Below are 15,057 nucleotides of genomic sequence, written 5' to 3' on the forward strand. Positions count from 1 at the left end.
ACGCCAAAGACGCGGAGATTGGCCATCCACCGCCGGTACGCGCTTTGGCCTGCCACGGGCATTCCATTCCCACCCGTCATTTCTCGGGCGGTCGTACTCGTCTTGTCGTCGTTGGCGCTTTGCACCGAGCTGCGGGCGAGCGAAATCCAGAGGGGTGAATATCTCACGCGAGCGGCCGACTGCATCGGCTGCCACACGTCCAATCCGAGCCGCCCCTTCGCTGGAGGCTATCGCGTGCCGACACCGTTCGGCGATGTATACTCGACCAACATCACACCAGATCTCGAAACGGGCATCGGACGCTATTCCGCGGACGAGTTCGTGCGAGCCGTCAAGAAAGGTATCAGGCGCGACGGAGCCGATCTCTACCCCGCCATGCCCTATGACAGCTTCGCCGCAATGAGCCGCGAGGACGTGCTTGCAATTCGGGCCTATATCCTTGCGCAGCCGCCGATTTCCCAGCCGCGGCCGCGAAACATTCTGCCTTTTCCATTCAACCAGCGCTGGACGGTTGCGCTGTGGAAGCTCGCGAATCTCCAAACCGGCAGTTTCACGCCTGATCGGAGCCGGACCGCCGCATGGAACAGGGGAGCCTACCTTGTCGAGGTGCTCGGCCACTGCGGTGCCTGCCACACGCCAAGGAATGCGACGTTCGGCATGGATGAAGACCACAAGCTTGCCGGCGGCACCGCCGGCATCTGGCACGCCTTCAACATCACCAGCGACAAGATCGCAGGCGTCGGCGGCTGGAGCAACGAAGAGCTGTCTCGATTTCTCAAAACCGGCGCCGTGCCCGGGAAGGCCTACGCGGGCGGGCCGATGGCGGAAACGGTCATGAACAGCCTGCAGCATCTTTCCGACGACGACATCCAGGCTATTGTCGCCTATCTCAGGGACGTGCCCACCCAACCGGGAGACGAGAAGCAGCCGCGTTTCTCATGGGGTAACGCGGCCGCGGCCGCGGCCGACGGCGATGCTGGAACCGAGGGGATGACGCAAGGCAGCGGGACCGCAACCGGCGATGATCTCTATCGATCGCTCTGTTCGACGTGCCATGGGGCGAACGGAGGCGGATCGCCCGACGGATACTATCCGTCCTTGACCCGCAACAGCACCCCCGGCGCGGCCACGCCCGAGGATGTCGTCATGACCATCCTTGAAGGCGTCAAAGCTGGTGACGTGGCCGGGCGTCAATCGATGGCGGCCTTCGGCGGCTGGCTGGACGATGGCCAGATGGCAGCTCTTGCAAATTACGTCACCGCGCGGTTCGGAAATCCCGACCTCAGCGTCACCGCGGCCGATGTACGCCAGATGCGAGCAGGAACGACAACCAGCCAGACAATCATGATTCTGGCGGCTCAATCACTTGTAGCGGGCGCCGCCGTGTTGATGCTTGGCCTGCTGCTTTTGCTGGCAAGACGCCTGCGCCGTGGGGCGACTTCAGCGCGCCTCATGTTCGCGCATAGAGATAGGCGGTAATGTCGCGCGCCTCTTGAAGCGACAGATTTGTATTGGGCATGGCCGCCTTCGGGTCTACATCCCGCGCCCTGCTGATCCAGCGCATCATCGCATCCGGGGTGGCTCGCGACGCCCCGATATATCCTCTTTCGACGACGCCTTGCAGGGACGGACCGACGGTGCCATGGGCGCCGGGTACCCCCGGGATTTCGTGACATCCGCCACAGCCGTGGCGGATCATTGCCGGGACGGCCCGGTCAGGGTCGCCACCGATGGCCTGTGCAATGGTGGTTTCCCGGAGATTGTCGCCGCGGACCAAGTTGACGGCGCAAACTACCGGAATAATGACGATTGCCGCGGATACGCCTGCCACCCAGGGCAGCGCGGATGGCATCAGCCTGACGGGTTGTCGGCTCATCCGCGCATGCCATCGCAGTCGCAAAACGCGGCCCGATCGCAGCCCCAGGGAAAGGAGCAATGTCCGGCAGCGCTCCGAGGCACCAATCTATTTGTTGCAGTTCTGCACATTCGACGTTGTCGTGCCGGAGGCGGTGTTTGTGTCGGTATCATTGCCCGCGGCGTCCTTGCAGCGGTCGCTCATGCCGTTCGGGGTGGTTGTCGAATTTGTTGCGTTCGGGTCAACGGGGGTTGTCGAAGTACCGGAACCGGAACCGGCGGTACCATTGGCATCATTCGTGGTTCCGGGCGTCGTGCCCGAACCGCTGTTGGAGCTTGAACCGTTCGACTGCGCCATTGCCGATGTGGCCAATGTGAGCGCGAGCACAGCGGTGGAGAGAAGTTTGACAATCATGGTGGATCTCCTGGTTGTGTACCGCCACCAAACCAATCCTTTGCTGATAGTTCCCGGCGAAATCGTGTTCAGCGAAATTCCTGTGAAACGGTTTCAGGCTAACGCAGACTGTTAGCCGCGCGACGGTAAGCGCCGCTTGTTGCGCCGTCCGGCCGCGGAAGCAGCGCCAGCCGCATATCCTCGCCAAACACATCGTCGCTCACTGGTGGCCGCTGCAAGCGCCCTCAAACGCCCGATCATCCCTGGATCGTGCAGGAAACAGCTCAATCATCGCAACGAAAATCACACCAACGGGCCGAACACGAATGTAGCAAGCAGAACAAGGAAAATCACAGCGATAACTGCGACCGCCCACATGACAATCCTTCTTGTCCCCCGTTGCTCTTGCTTGCGAGAGATATCTTCTGACACAGTACGAAATCCTTGCTGCAAAATTCAACTGACGATAAGGCTCGGCGCCTGCATGGCCCGGACCTGCCGAATTGGCACCCGGGCCGCGTCTTGGAGTTGGCCGCAGCCGGGGCTCACACGCCTACCAGCCCTGCCGACCGTACCAGTCATCGATATCGCGCCGCACACGGTCCTTTTCGAGGCCGTAACGCTCCTGGATCTTGCCTTCGAGTTGATCGCGCTTGCCGGCGATGCGGTCAAGGTCATCATCCGTGAGTTTACCCCACTGCTCCTTGACCTTGCCTTTCACCTGTTTCCAGTTTCCTTCCACGCGGTTCCAGTCCATGACACCGTTCTCCTTCGGTTTGAAAACGTCTAACCTCGGAGAGCAAACGCAAATCAACGACGGATGTTCCTGGAACTCGACAGCAAGGCGCTTGTCTTGCTCTCACAGGCCGCGATCCATTCCTTTACGCTCAGTCTGCGTCATCAATTGAGGTCGAGCGGAATTCGGGTGGTGGAGATGGCTCCGCCAATTGTCGATACCGGTCTCGTTGGCAGCACCCGCAGCGGAGGAACAGCCAACCGTATGATGGTCAGTCCGGACGAATTCGCCACCGAGGCGCTGCGCATTCGAAGCGGACAAGGACGAGGTGCTTGTCGGTATTTTGGCCCATACGCGCCGGATGGGCGAAGCTTTGTTCGAGCGGATGAACAATCACTCCTGAGCCATTATGGGATCGCCGTCGCGGTTGCGGCAATCCGCTGGTTTCCGTGCGTCCCTCGAGGTTTTGTCAGCTATGTCCCCGGGGTCGGAACACAGACTGGATGGTAGGCCCGGAAGGTCAACGTTTCTACAGAATCAACTCGTTGTGGCTGATCCCACTCCTGCAAGGCGGGCAAATCATGGACTGGAGCGGCGGCCTCATTCTGTAAAATCCGGGCGTTGGCAGCTTTGCCAGCTAAGCAGCGACGCCACCTAAATAGGCGCTGATAACCGCTTCATTGCTCGCGAGATCGCTGCCTGGTCCCTCAAGAACAACGCGTCCGGCCTTGAGAACGTAGCCGTAGTCGGCGAATTTCAAGGCGACTTTGCTATTCTGCTCCACAAGCAGAATGGTCACGCCTTCACGATTGAGGCGCTGCACGATGTTCATGACTTCCTTGATCAGTTGCGGCGCCAGACCCATGGAAGGCTCATCGAGCAACAGCACCTTGGGCGCGGCCATGAGGGCTCTGCCGATCGCCAGCATCTGCTGCTCGCCTCCCGAGAGGTTCCTTGCATCGCCATTCTGTCTGCGCGCCAGGATGGGGAAGAGCTCAAAAACATGATCCAGCCGCCGCCGGCGCTCGACGTCGTCGGCAAGCGTGAACGAGCCCAGGTCGAGGTTCTCCCTGATCGTCATGTCGCCGAAAATACGCCTTCCCTCCGGGACGTGGACGAGCCCGCGATGCGGCAGGCGATGGGCAGGGACTTTGGTTATGTCCTCGCCCAGGAAGCGGACACATCCGGAGGATGCGGCAACAAGGCCGGACAGCGTGCGCAGGGTGGTGCTCTTGCCCGCACCATTCGCGCCAAGCAGGGCGACGATCTGGCCGCGCTTGACCGAAAGGCTGACACCATGAAGGGCTTCGATGCCGTCATAGCGTGCGACGATGCGGTCCGCGGAAAGAACGATTTCGGCGTCCATCAGTCCTCCGTACCGAGATAGGCTTCGATGACCCTGGGGTCTTTTCGCACGGCCTCCGGCGGTCCGTCGGCGATCTTCTGCCCATAGTCGAACACCACGATCTTCTCCGACACCTGCATGACCAGGCCCATATCGTGCTCGATCAGCAGGACGGTGACACCGGTTTCGTCACGGATGCGGCGGATCAGGTGAGCAAGGTCCAGCTTCTCGCGCTCGTTCAGGCCGGCGGCGGGCTCGTCCAGCAGGATGAGCTCGGGCGCCGACGCCAGGGCTCTTGCGAGTTCGAGCCGCCGTTGATCGCCATAGGAAAGACCACCGGCACGGCGATGCGCATGCTGCTCGATGCCGACAAAATCGAGCCAGCGCATGCCAGCCGCGCGGATCGTCTCCTCCTCGCGCCGCTGTGCCGGCAAGTGCAGGATCGCCGACATGATGCCGTGGCGGCTGCGGCAATGCTGGCCGGACATGGCGTTTTCCAGAACGGTCATTTCCTTGAACAGCCGGATGTTCTGGAACGTGCGGGCGAGGCCGAGCGCGGTGATGCGATGCGGCGGCAAGCCGGTGATTGGCCGGCCGCCCAGACTGATCGAGCCGCCCTTCGGCTTGTAGAAGCCGGTCAGGCAATTGAAGAGTGATGTCTTGCCGGCCCCGTTCGGCCCGATAAGACTGTTGATGGCGCCTTTCTCAACCGAGAACGAAATGTCGTGAAGGACTTTCAGTCCTCCGAAACTGAGACGCAGGTCGCGGACTTCCAGCAGCGCCATGGTCAAACTCGCTTGTCCGGCCACAGCCCGTTCGGCCTGAAGAGCATGATTGCCAGCAGCGCAACCGCGGTCACCAGGGGACGATAGGTTCCCGCGCCGCGCAGCACCTCCGGAAGCAGGGCCACGAGAACAGCACCAAGGACGACGCCGGGAATGCGGCCCATGCCGCCCAGGACGACGCCGAGAAGGATGAGCAGCGATTGGTTGAAGGTGAAACTCTCCGGCGAGATGGCCGTCATCTTGGCTGCGTAGAGGCATCCGGCCACGGAAGCGATCACAGCGCCCATCATATAGGCTTGCAGCTTGGCCGTGACACGGTTGATGCCGATGCCAGCGGCGGCGTCCTCATCGTAGCGAACGTAGAACCAGGCTCGTCCCATTCGCGATCGCTCGACGCTCAGACAGACGAAGGCGGTGAGAAGCGCAAGCACCAGGAACGCATAGTAGAAGTGCTGCACCTGCATCAGCCTGAAGCCGAATATCTCCGGGCGCTCGATGCCGATGAGTCCGCTCGCGCCACCGGTGATGTCGAGGTTGCGGGCGATGATGCGCACGATTTCGCCGAAGCCCAGCGTCACGATCGCCAGATAGTCGCTGCGCAATCTCAATGTCGGAGCCCCGATGATGATGCCGGCCACGCAGGCGGCGACCATGGCGACCGGGATGGTAAGCCAGAAATTGAACCCGAATTCCGCGGTCAGGATGCCTGATGTGTAGGCGCCGACCGCGAAGAAGGCGGCGTAGCCGAGATCGAGCAGGCCTGCATAGCCGACGACAACGTTGAGGCCGAGGCACAGAACGACATAGAGCAGCGCCGTGGTTGCCACCTCCGTCACATAGGCGTTGGCGAATTGCGGCAACACCAGCGCGCAGGTGAGCGCCGCCAGGCCGGGCAGCACGACGGACCAGCGCATCAATTGCGGTTGCCCGGCGGTCGGCATGGTTCTCACTTCGTCGGTCATCACACCCGCTCCACGACAGAGCGTCCAAGAAGGCCGGTCGGCTTGAACACAAGGAACAGGATCAGGGTCCCGAACACGAAGACGTCACGCCACTCCGAGCCGACGAAGGGCAAGGACGAACCGAAAGCTTCGAGCAGGCCGAGCAGCAATCCGCCGAGCATGGCGCCCGGCACGCTGCCGATCCCACCTATGACCGCGGCGGTGAAGGCCTTGAGCCCCATGATGAAGCCCATGAAGAAATGGACACTGCCATAATAGGCGCCGGCCATGACCCCGCCGCCGGCAGCGAGCGCCGAGCCCATGAAGAAGGTCAAGGCGATCACCCGGTCGACATCGATGCCCATCAGGCGGCTCGCCCCCATGTCGATGGACACGGCGCGCATCGCCTTGCCGTACATGGTGCGTGAGACAAAGGCCTGCATGCCGGCCATAAGAGCGATGGAGGCGGCCACCAGCACCATCTGCGTGTAGGTGATGTGAACGGTGGAAATATCCACGCCGGCAAAACCGAGGTCCGTGTTGAAGGCGTAATGCCGCCCGCCTGTCAGGGCGAGTGCCGTGCCGTTCAGCACCATCGACGCGCCGAGCGCCGTGATGAGGATGGAGAGGCGCGGCGCATTGCGCATCGGCCTGTAGGCGAAGCGTTCGATGATGACGCCGAGCAAGCCGACAGCCAGCATCGACACAAGCAGGGCGCAGACCACGCCCAGCCAGCCATTGCCGACCCATATGCCGACGAAGGAGAACACGATGAGGCCGACGAAGGCGCCGTTCATGTAGATGTCGCCATGGGCGAAATTCAGGAGCTTGATGACGCCGAAGACCATGCTGTAGCCAAGCGCGATCAGGGCATAGAACGAGCCGACGATAAGACCGTTCACCAGTTGCTGAATAAGCAGGTCGAGCGTCATTGATGCTCCAGGGCAGAATTGAAAAAGTCTTGTCTGAGCGCAGCGTCGGCACACCAGACAATCGGCGGTGACGCCGAGGCCGCCACAAGGCCTGCCTCGGCGTCAATCCGGTTGGCCTTTATTCGGCTACCCACTTGCCGCCCTTGGCGATCACCGGGCGGAAATTCGAGGTCTGGAGCGTGTTCTTGTCGGTGAACTTGATTTCACCAGCAAGGCCCTTGAAGTCGCTCGCCTTGAGCGCCTCGATGATCGCTTTCTGATCCGCCGACTTGGCCCGCGTGATCGCATCGACGATCAGGTCGCCCACATCGTGGGAGAGCGCCGCATAGGCGCCGGCGTCGCGGCCATAGGTTTCCTTGTACTTGGCCTTGAAGTCGGCGGCGCCGGACAAGAGGTCGACAGTCGGGGGAGACAACAGGTACACGCCCTCACCGGCCGACCCGGCGATCTCCAGATATTCCGGTGAATTGTTGCCGTCGCCCAGCACAATGCCGCCCTGGAACCCGGCCTGCCGGAGCTGCTTGGTGAGCAGGGCGCCACCGGCATGATATGCGGTCCAGAAGACAGCGTCGGCGCCGCTCGATTTGATCTTGGTGACGACCGCCGAATAGTCCTGCTCGCCGGCCGTGGTGGTCTCCTTGGCGGCAATTTCGCCGCCTGCGCTCTTGAAGGCTTCGGCGGTCAGCTTGGCCAAGTCGGACGAATAGGCATCGCCTTCGTCCACGACCGCGATCTTCTTGTAGCCGTTCTTCTTGAAGAGCTCGACGGCTGTCGTCGCCTGCATGTCACCGGTTGAATTGGCTAGGAAGGCATTGCCCTGATTGGCGGCGACCAGCTTGGTCGAGTTCGCTCCGATGATGACGAATGGAATGCCGGCGTCACCATAGATCTTCAATGTCGGCAAGACGGCGCCCGAGCAGTAGCCGCCGACGATGGCGGTCACGCCTTCCGAGACAAGCTTGCTGCCTGCGGTCACCGCCTGCTGCGGATCGCAGGCGTCGTCGGCGGTAGTGGTGATGATCTTGTCGCCGTTGACGCCGCCTTTGGCGTTGACGGCATCGATCGCCATCTTCACGGCGTTCTCCATATCCTGCCCCTCACTGGCCAGTTGGCCAGTCATGGGGGCCACAATGCCGATCTTGATGTCGGCAGCCGCGGCCATCGTGGTCATAGCCAGCCCGGCAAGGGCGGTGGCACAAGCAAGCCTCTTGGCAAGCCTCTTGAAGGAAACAACCATTAATTCTCTCCATTTCCCCTGTTGGCGCATCCAGGCGGCGTGCCCGAAATGCATTGTTTCGCCCCTCGGTTAGCTGCGGAGCGGTTATGTTGAGCAAGATCGCTAGCCGGCCACGCGATTTGTCACCCGCAGGCTCTGATCCGCCGATCAGTGACTGCCGCCGGCAGCCCGGGCATAGGCTCCCTGGTAGCGGTTCTCCCGGATGCTCTGCATGATCTCGGCCTCACGCGCTTCTTGCGCCCTGACGGCGGCCAGCAAAGCCGCGGCATCTTCGATTGGAAATGCCACGACGCCATCCTCGTCACCCACGACGATGTCGCCGGGACCGACGACCATGCCGCCTATGCAGACGGGAACATTTATGGCTCCCGGACCATCCTTGTAAGGTCCGAGATGGATGGCCGACCGTGCGAAGCATGGAAACGGATTGCGGCCGATGGCACCGGCATCGCGAATGGCGCCGTCGATGACAATGCCTGCGGCGCCGCGCGACGCCGCGACACTTGTCATGATCTCGCCGACCAGCGCGCGTCCTTCATACCCGCCGCCATCGACGACGATGACGTCTCCGGGCTGCAACAGATCGAGCGCACGATGGATGAACTGGTTGTCGCCGGGGCGGGTCCTGACCGTCAGCGCCCTCCCCGCCATGACGCCGCCCACCCGGTGAAATGGCCGCAACCCGACAGCCCCGGGGACACGGGCGAGATTGTCGCTGATCAACGGCGTCGCCAGAGCGCGGAACGCGTCGATCAGTTCGCTTTCCTGTGATCCATCCGCCATCGTCTGCACTCCCCGTCGTCGGCACCTTTATGAATATAGTATCCAATCACAATTAATTCAGTGGAGTCAACCGGCTTGCAATGGTCGGCAGAAAAAAGCCAAAGCAGCCCATAAACGCCGCCACTCGGGCAAACATGACCGCAAAGGCCCACCCGTCCGGGCTTGCAATGGCGGCAAAGTTCAAGATAGATTGGATAACATATCCATAAAAGCCATGATTGTAAAAAGGGAATTGGCTGTGAAGCATGCAGGAAAAGTCGTGATCGTTACCGGGGCGGCACAAGGCCTGGGCCTTGCCTGCGCCGAGCGCTTTCATGCCGATGGCGCCAAGGTTGTGCTTGTCGACGTGCAGGCCGATCGCGGGCGCGAGCATGCCGAACGTCTTGGTGAGCGTGCCGCCTGGCTATCGGCGGATCTCTCCGAATGCACGCAGGAAATGGCAGCCGATGTTGTTGCCAAGGCCACAGAGCGATTCGGCGGTGTCGACGTCCTCATCAACAATGCCGGCATCATCCATCTGGACGATTTCGTCGACTTCCCCGAGGAAGCCTTCGACCTGGTTCAGCGCGTCAATCTCAAGGCGCCCTTCCTTCTCGGGCAGGCCGCGGCAAGGGCCATGATCGCGCAGGGACGCGGCGGCTCGATCATCAACATGTCGTCGATCAACGCCATCCTGGCCATTCCCAATTCCGTCGCCTATGCCGTGTCCAAGGGTGGCATCAAGCAATTGACGGCGGTGATGGCCGTCGGATTGATCCCGCATAACATCCGCGTCAACGCCATCGGCCCCGGCACCATCCTGACCGACATGGTCAAGAGTTCGGTCATGGCCAGCGAAGCGCAGCGCCAGACCATCCTGTCGCGCACGCCGAGCGGCCGCTGTGGCGAACCTTCGGAGATCGCCAGCGTCGCATCCTTCCTGGCCAGCGACGACGCTTCCTACATCGTCGGCCAGACCATCTATCCGGATGGCGGTCGCCTGATCCTGAACTATACGGTGCCGGTGAAGGACTGACCGCCCATGGTTGTCGGTACGCCTCACATCAGTCTTGCGGGATCGGGCGCGCTGCTGCTCGATGGCGTGCAGGGGGCTTTCAGCGATGCCACCCAGGAACTGGTCTGGGCGGTGGCGAATGCCGCGCTGCGCCTAGAGGGGGTGCGCGAGGCCGTTCCCGGCATGAACAACCTGCTGGTGGTGTTTGACCCACTCGCTACGGACGCCCACAGCGTCACGGGTCAGCTGATGTCGCTCTGGGCTTGCACCGATGCCCACGCGGTGACCGGCACGCATCATACCATTCCCGTCAGTTATGGCGGCGCGCGCGGCGAGGATCTCGCCGGCTGGGCCGCACATTGCGGCATGTCTGTCGACGAGACCGTCAGCCGCCACGCGGCGGCCACCTACACCGTCGCCGCCATCGGCGCCATGCCGGGCTTTCCCTATCTGTCCGGTCTCGACCCGCTGCTTGCCTGGGCAAGGCGCAGCACGCCTCGCCTCAAAGTCACTGAGGGCGCCGTCATCATTGGTGGCGCGCAGGCGGGTATCATGCCGATGACTGCGCCTTCCGGATGGCACATAATCGGCCATACCGACGTGAAGCTGTTCAAGGCCGAAGCGGAATTGCCCGTGCTGCTCAGGCCCGGAGACAAAATCCGATTCGCAATCGCAGAGATCGAGGCATGATCGAGATCCTCACCACCGGCTTGCCGAACACGGTCCAGGATCTCGGCCGGCCCGGTCATCTGGCGCTGGGGGTCAGCCATGGCGGCGCCATGGACAGGCAGGCGCTGGCGATCGCCAATCTCATGCTGGGCAATGACCCCTCGGCTGCCGGGATCGAGGTCGCGCTTCATCCGTTCCGGCTGCGCGTGCATATCGACACCGCCGTCGCCATCACCGGCGCGGATTGCGCCGTCAGCGTCGGCGATCGGCCCTGTCCACCCTGGTGGGCCATGACGATCCGCGCCGGCGAGACCCTAGTCCTCGAAACCCCGCGCATCGGTGCTCGTTCCTACATCGCCTTTGCCGGCGGGCTCGATCTGCCGTCCGTCATGGGGTCGCGCGCGACGGATGTGAAAGGCGGTTTCGGCGGTTTCGCCGGACGCGGTCTGTCCCGCGGTGACCGGCTTGCGCTCAACCCTGCGCAATGCCGCCTTCCCGCGGGCGGCATCGGCGCAGCGCTGGAAGAGCGGCGAGGCGCGGCGGACGGCTTGGCCTCGGCAATCGAATTGCGGGTTTTGCCGGCCGCCGAGTTCGACGCCTTCAGGCCGGAGGCCCAGGCGGCTTTCACCGGCAGCGAATGGAGCATCACCAACGACGCCAACCGTATGGGATATCGCCTTGCCGGGGCGACGCTTTCCCTCCTCTCGCCGCTGGAATTGCTGTCCCACGGCATCGTGCCGGGAACTGTTCAAGTGCCGCCGTCCGGCCAGCCGATCATCCAACTTGCCGATGCCAACACCTGCGGCGGCTATCCGAAGATCGCCACGGTGATCGAAGCCGATTTCTGGCGGCTGGCGCAAGCGCCGGTCGGCGCTCGCCTACGTTTCTTGCCGGTCTCGATCGAAGCGTCGACAGAAGCGCTTCGCGCGAACCGGCAGCAAAGTCACGACTTTATCGCCGCCCGAAACCTTATGGCCGGCGAGCAGAGGGCTCCATGAAAATTCGCCCCTTCACCATCGAGATTGCCCAGTCTGAAATCGACGATTTGAAGAAGCGCATCTCGATCTGGCGCGAGCCGGACCAGTTGCAGGCAATAGGCTGGACGCAGGGAACGGAGCACGAGCAACTGCGCCGACTAATGCAACACTGGCGCACTGGCTTCGATTGGCGCAAGCAGGAAGCCGCCTGGAACATCCATCCGCACTACCAGACGGATATCGGCGGCGAAACCCTCCATTTCATCCATGCGCGCGCCGCTGTCGCAACCGGCAGAACGGTCATACTCACCCATGGCTGGCCAGGCAGCGTCTTCGAATTTCATGAGTTGATCCCGCTTCTGACCGACCCGCTTTCGCATGGCGGAAGACAGGAGGACGCCTTCAACGTCGTGGTCCCCTCGATTCCCGGCTATGGCTTTTCAAGCCGACCGACCAGGCCTGGTCTCAACCTGTTCACCGTCGCCGACCTTTGGGCCGAGTTGATGAGCCGTCTCGGCTACAAACGATATCTCGCGCAAGGTGGCGATCTGGGCGCCGGCGTGTCGACCTGCCTGGCGCACGCGCATCCAGACAGTCTCGCCGGGGTGCATCTGAACTTCATCCCCGGCTCATACTCACCTCCTCACGATCCAGGCCCGGATGGCGACCTAAGCTTGGAAGAACGCGCCTTCCTGGAACGGAAAGCCGAATGGGCGGATATTCATGGCTGCTATGCTCATATTCAAGCGACGCGCCCGCAAACGCTTGCCTATGGGCTGACGGATTCGCCGGTCGGACTGGCAGCGTGGATGATCGAGAAGTTCCGCGACTGGAGCGATTGCGATGGCGATCTGCCCAACGCCGCATTTTCGCGCGACGACATGCTCGCCAACATCTCGCTTTACTGGTTCACCCGGACCGTCGCTTCGTCGATGCGACTCTATTGGGAAACGCGCGCCCGTCCGCTTGCATTCGCGTCCGGCACAGCGATCAACGTCCCGCTTGCAGTGGCTTTGTTCCCCAAAGAGCTGCCGATGCCGCCCAGGAGTTGGGTCGAGCGCGTCTTCAAGGACATCCGCCAGTGGACAGCGATGCCGCGCGGTGGTCATTTCGCAGCCCTCGAGCAGCCCGCTTTGCTTGCACAGAATATAAGAGCCTTTGCCGGCGGTCTGGATTTTTAAAGGCAGCGTTTGCGCGCAGCCAAACCCGAAGGCCAGAAATGAACAATACCGCCCTCACCATCGATGCCTTGCATAAGCGCGTCGATGCAATTTTCCGCAAGGCCGGACTGAACCCCATCCAGGCCAGCGCCATCACACGGGTCATCGTCGCGGCGGAGCGCGATGCCTGCAAATCGCATGGTATCTACCGGATCGAAGGCGCGCTGCGAACGATCAAGGCAGGGAAGGTAAACCCAGACGCGGTGCCCGAACTGTTGCCGCAAGACGCTCCCGCCATTGTGAAAGTGGATGCGAAGCACGGCTTCGCCAACCCGGCCTTCGAACTGGGCCTGCCGGTGCTGGTCGAGCGGGCACGCTCCTGCGGCATCGCCGCGCTAGCGATCAACGATGCCGTGCATTTTTCCGCCCTTTGGGTGGAAGTCGAAGCCTTGACCCAGGCAGGCCTTGCCGGCCTGGCCATGTGCCCGAGCTATGCCACCGTCGCTCCGACCGGTGGCAACGGACCGTTGCTGGGCACCAATCCTTTTGCCTTTGGCTGGCCGCGTAAAGAGCAGCCTCCCTACGTTTTCGACTTCGCGACCTCGGTTGCCGCGCGCGGCGAGATCGAGCTCCACCGCCGGGCAGGCAAGAAGCTGCCGGAAGGCTGGGCCATGGATTCGGACGGCAGGCCAACGACCGATCCCGAAGCTGCCCTGGCGGGCGCCATGCTTCCCTTCGGCGGGCACAAAGGCTCCGCCATCGCGACGATGATCGAACTGCTCGCCGGGATCATGATCGGCGACCTGACCAGCCCCGGGGCGCTCGAGCTGCTTGGCACCACGACGCTTTATCCGTCGCACGGAGAGTTGGTCATCGCTTTCTCGCCGAAAGCCTTCGCCGCCGGCCGGCCCGGCAATCCGCTGGGCCGTGCTGAAGCGCTGTTCGAGGCGATCTTGGGCCAAGGTGCGCGCCTACCCTCGCAAAGGCGGTTCCTAGCCCGCGAGACGTCGGAGCGCGACGGTATCGTCCTCTCGCACCAGGAAATGGAACAACTCGATCGTTTTCTCGAACGGGGGCTCGACACGGTCTGAATCGGTATCGCCAGGGCCAAGATCAATCACTGGAGGAGAAAAATGCGCTGGACGAAAACATTCACGGTCGTCGGCTGCCATGCCGAGGGCGAAGTCGGCAATGTGATCACCGGAGGCGTCAAGGACGTTCCGGGCAAGACCATGTTCGAAAAGAAGGAGTATCTCGAAGCGCATATGGACGACATTCGTGGGCTGCTCTTGTTCGAGCCGCGCGGTGCGCCCTACGTCAACGGCAACATCATCCTGCCGCCTTGCGATCCCTCGGCGGATCTCGGTTACGTCATAATTGAAAGCACCGAATACCCGCCCATGTCGGGCTCCAACACCATCTGCGTCGCCACCGTGGCGCTGGAAACGGGCATGGTGCCGATGAAGGAACCCGAGACGCGGCTGCGCATGGAGGCGCCGGCCGGCATGATCGAGGTGCGCTGCCTCTGCGAGAACGGCAAGGTGAAGCAGGTGGAGTTCACCAATGTGCCGGCTTTCGCGTTCCACCTCGACACACCTGTCGAAGTCGAGGGGCTCGGCACGATCACCGTCGACACCTCCTATGGCGGCATGACTTTCGCCCATGTGAACGCGCGCGCACTGGGCTTTTCCATAACACCCGACGAGGCACACCAGATGTCGCTGATGGGCCAACGTATCAAGAAGGCGGCCAACGAACAGCTCGTTGTCGTGCATCCGGAGAACGCTAAGATCCGCGACGTGTCCAACGTGATTTTCGAAGGCCCGATCAAGCGCGTCGACGGTCGCGTGGAAAGCGTCAACGGCACGGTGTGTCTGCATGGCAGGCTCGACCGCTCGCCTACGGGCACCGGCACCACCGGGCGGCTGGCGGTGATGTCGGCAAAGGGGCAGATCGCCAAGGGAGAGCTGTTCCGCAACAAGTCGATCATCGGGACCCATTTCGATTCCCGGGTGATCGCCAATGCGCGCGTCGGCGATCGCGACGCTGTCGTGGTCACCATTGCCGGGCAGGCCTGGATTACCAGCATTGGCCAGTACGGCCTCGACCCGACAGACCCTTATCCACGAGGGCATCGCCTCAGCGACGTCTGGTTCTGAAACGGACGCGGCCGTCGTGCTGGCGGACCTCATCAGCGGTGCATTGCTCCAGAAAATGGCTGCCACAGGCAACTCCAGCCGAAGCGCATTC

General features: G+C 62.3%; 17 protein-coding genes. 8 read left to right on the forward strand and 9 right to left on the reverse strand.

Annotated features, from left to right (window positions below):
- The first annotated feature begins 18 nt into the window (after window positions 1–18).
- Window positions 19–1,479: a c-type cytochrome gene (locus NKH97_RS21650; RefSeq protein ID WP_352798743.1), complete on the forward strand. Its 1,461-nt coding sequence runs from the start codon at window positions 19–21 to the stop codon at window positions 1,477–1,479.
- Here the strand turns inward: NKH97_RS21650 and NKH97_RS21655 are convergent.
- From NKH97_RS21655 to NKH97_RS21665, 3 genes are all read right to left on the reverse strand, one after another.
- Window positions 1,451–1,876, reverse strand: coding sequence for a c-type cytochrome (locus NKH97_RS21655; RefSeq protein ID WP_128303875.1), 426 nt, complete (start codon window positions 1,874–1,876; stop codon window positions 1,451–1,453). The two genes, NKH97_RS21650 and NKH97_RS21655, sit on opposite strands and share 29 nt — an antisense overlap.
- An 87-nt stretch (window positions 1,877–1,963) precedes the next feature.
- The gene (locus NKH97_RS21660; protein WP_128303874.1) at window positions 1,964–2,269 is read right to left on the reverse strand and encodes a hypothetical protein; all 306 of its coding nucleotides are present in this window, start codon (window positions 2,267–2,269) and stop codon (window positions 1,964–1,966) included.
- 532 nt (window positions 2,270–2,801) lie between these two features.
- The gene (locus tag NKH97_RS21665) at window positions 2,802–3,005 is read right to left on the reverse strand and encodes a CsbD family protein (RefSeq protein ID WP_023809505.1); all 204 of its coding nucleotides are present in this window, start codon (window positions 3,003–3,005) and stop codon (window positions 2,802–2,804) included.
- Window positions 3,006–3,068: 63 nt separating this feature from the next.
- Here NKH97_RS21665 and NKH97_RS21670 point away from each other — a divergent pair, with 63 nt between their 5' ends.
- Window positions 3,069–3,494, forward strand: a complete 426-nt coding sequence (locus tag NKH97_RS21670; RefSeq protein ID WP_352610931.1) for a Rossmann-fold NAD(P)-binding domain-containing protein — start codon at window positions 3,069–3,071, stop codon at window positions 3,492–3,494.
- A gap of 127 nt (window positions 3,495–3,621) precedes the next feature.
- On the opposite strand, the gene NKH97_RS21675 is transcribed toward NKH97_RS21670, so the two are convergent.
- The 6 genes from NKH97_RS21675 to NKH97_RS21700 all read right to left on the reverse strand — a co-directional run bounded on the left by NKH97_RS21675 (window position 3,622) and on the right by NKH97_RS21700 (window position 9,007).
- Window positions 3,622–4,350, reverse strand: a complete 729-nt coding sequence (locus tag NKH97_RS21675) for an ABC transporter ATP-binding protein (RefSeq protein WP_023809507.1) — start codon at window positions 4,348–4,350, stop codon at window positions 3,622–3,624.
- Entirely contained in the window at window positions 4,350–5,114 is a 765-nt protein-coding gene (locus NKH97_RS21680) for an ABC transporter ATP-binding protein (protein WP_352753467.1), read from the reverse strand. The genes NKH97_RS21675 and NKH97_RS21680 overlap by 1 nt, the downstream gene beginning before the upstream one ends.
- Before the next feature lie 2 nt (window positions 5,115–5,116).
- Window positions 5,117–6,076, reverse strand: coding sequence for a branched-chain amino acid ABC transporter permease (locus NKH97_RS21685; protein ID WP_245273097.1), 960 nt, complete (start codon window positions 6,074–6,076; stop codon window positions 5,117–5,119).
- The gene (locus NKH97_RS21690) at window positions 6,076–6,987 is read right to left on the reverse strand and encodes a branched-chain amino acid ABC transporter permease (protein WP_023809510.1); all 912 of its coding nucleotides are present in this window, start codon (window positions 6,985–6,987) and stop codon (window positions 6,076–6,078) included. Before NKH97_RS21690 ends, NKH97_RS21685 begins: the two co-directional genes overlap by 1 nt.
- 118 nt (window positions 6,988–7,105) lie before the next feature.
- Entirely contained in the window at window positions 7,106–8,224 is a 1,119-nt protein-coding gene (locus NKH97_RS21695; RefSeq protein WP_245273099.1) for a branched-chain amino acid ABC transporter substrate-binding protein, read from the reverse strand.
- Between the two features lie 147 nt (window positions 8,225–8,371).
- Window positions 8,372–9,007 carry an RraA family protein gene (locus NKH97_RS21700; RefSeq protein ID WP_023809512.1) on the reverse strand — a complete coding sequence of 212 codons (636 nt, stop codon included), beginning with the start codon at window positions 9,005–9,007 and terminating at the stop codon, window positions 8,372–8,374.
- 238 nt (window positions 9,008–9,245) lie between these two features.
- On the opposite strand from NKH97_RS21700, the gene NKH97_RS21705 reads away from it, so the two are divergent.
- From NKH97_RS21705 to NKH97_RS21730, 6 genes are read left to right on the forward strand one after another with little or no spacing between them, the layout of a single operon-like run.
- Window positions 9,246–10,022, forward strand: a complete 777-nt coding sequence (locus NKH97_RS21705) for an SDR family NAD(P)-dependent oxidoreductase (RefSeq protein ID WP_023809514.1) — start codon at window positions 9,246–9,248, stop codon at window positions 10,020–10,022.
- A gap of 6 nt (window positions 10,023–10,028) precedes the next feature.
- Complete coding sequence (gene pxpB / locus NKH97_RS21710) at window positions 10,029–10,691, forward strand: 5-oxoprolinase subunit PxpB (RefSeq protein WP_352441939.1); 663 nt, start codon at window positions 10,029–10,031, stop codon at window positions 10,689–10,691.
- Window positions 10,688–11,668 carry a 5-oxoprolinase subunit C family protein gene (locus NKH97_RS21715; RefSeq protein ID WP_023809516.1) on the forward strand — a complete coding sequence of 327 codons (981 nt, stop codon included), beginning with the start codon at window positions 10,688–10,690 and terminating at the stop codon, window positions 11,666–11,668. The genes pxpB and NKH97_RS21715 overlap by 4 nt, the downstream gene beginning before the upstream one ends.
- Entirely contained in the window at window positions 11,665–12,828 is a 1,164-nt protein-coding gene (locus tag NKH97_RS21720; RefSeq protein ID WP_352798744.1) for an epoxide hydrolase family protein, read from the forward strand. The genes NKH97_RS21715 and NKH97_RS21720 overlap by 4 nt, the downstream gene beginning before the upstream one ends.
- Window positions 12,829–12,866: 38 nt before the next feature.
- Complete coding sequence (locus NKH97_RS21725; RefSeq protein WP_023809518.1) at window positions 12,867–13,898, forward strand: Ldh family oxidoreductase; 1,032 nt, start codon at window positions 12,867–12,869, stop codon at window positions 13,896–13,898.
- Window positions 13,899–13,940: 42 nt separating this feature from the next.
- Window positions 13,941–14,966, forward strand: a complete 1,026-nt coding sequence (locus tag NKH97_RS21730) for a proline racemase family protein (protein ID WP_023809519.1) — start codon at window positions 13,941–13,943, stop codon at window positions 14,964–14,966.
- The last annotated feature ends 91 nt before the right edge of the window (window positions 14,967–15,057 follow it).

It is taken from the genome of Mesorhizobium sp. M0870 (genome assembly GCF_040319775.1).
Lineage (GTDB): Bacteria > Pseudomonadota > Alphaproteobacteria > Rhizobiales > Rhizobiaceae > Mesorhizobium.

Coding starts and splice junctions, on each gene's coding strand:
- NKH97_RS21655 (WP_128303875.1), bottom strand. CDS start 1,876: ATGAGCCGACAACCCGTCAGGCTGATGCCATCCGCGCTGCCCTGGGTG.
- NKH97_RS21660 (WP_128303874.1), bottom strand. CDS start 2,269: ATGATTGTCAAACTTCTCTCCACCGCTGTGCTCGCGCTCACATTGGCC.
- NKH97_RS21665 (WP_023809505.1), bottom strand. CDS start 3,005: ATGGACTGGAACCGCGTGGAAGGAAACTGGAAACAGGTGAAAGGCAAG.
- NKH97_RS21670 (WP_352610931.1), top strand. CDS start 3,069: ATGTTCCTGGAACTCGACAGCAAGGCGCTTGTCTTGCTCTCACAGGCC.
- NKH97_RS21675 (WP_023809507.1), bottom strand. CDS start 4,350: ATGGACGCCGAAATCGTTCTTTCCGCGGACCGCATCGTCGCACGCTAT.
- NKH97_RS21680 (WP_352753467.1), bottom strand. CDS start 5,114: ATGGCGCTGCTGGAAGTCCGCGACCTGCGTCTCAGTTTCGGAGGACTG.
- NKH97_RS21685 (WP_245273097.1), bottom strand. CDS start 6,076: ATGACCGACGAAGTGAGAACCATGCCGACCGCCGGGCAACCGCAATTG.
- NKH97_RS21690 (WP_023809510.1), bottom strand. CDS start 6,987: ATGACGCTCGACCTGCTTATTCAGCAACTGGTGAACGGTCTTATCGTC.
- NKH97_RS21695 (WP_245273099.1), bottom strand. CDS start 8,224: ATGGTTGTTTCCTTCAAGAGGCTTGCCAAGAGGCTTGCTTGTGCCACC.
- NKH97_RS21700 (WP_023809512.1), bottom strand. CDS start 9,007: ATGGCGGATGGATCACAGGAAAGCGAACTGATCGACGCGTTCCGCGCT.
- pxpB (WP_352441939.1), top strand. CDS start 10,029: ATGGTTGTCGGTACGCCTCACATCAGTCTTGCGGGATCGGGCGCGCTG.
- NKH97_RS21715 (WP_023809516.1), top strand. CDS start 10,688: ATGATCGAGATCCTCACCACCGGCTTGCCGAACACGGTCCAGGATCTC.
- NKH97_RS21720 (WP_352798744.1), top strand. CDS start 11,665: ATGAAAATTCGCCCCTTCACCATCGAGATTGCCCAGTCTGAAATCGAC.
- NKH97_RS21725 (WP_023809518.1), top strand. CDS start 12,867: ATGAACAATACCGCCCTCACCATCGATGCCTTGCATAAGCGCGTCGAT.
- NKH97_RS21730 (WP_023809519.1), top strand. CDS start 13,941: ATGCGCTGGACGAAAACATTCACGGTCGTCGGCTGCCATGCCGAGGGC.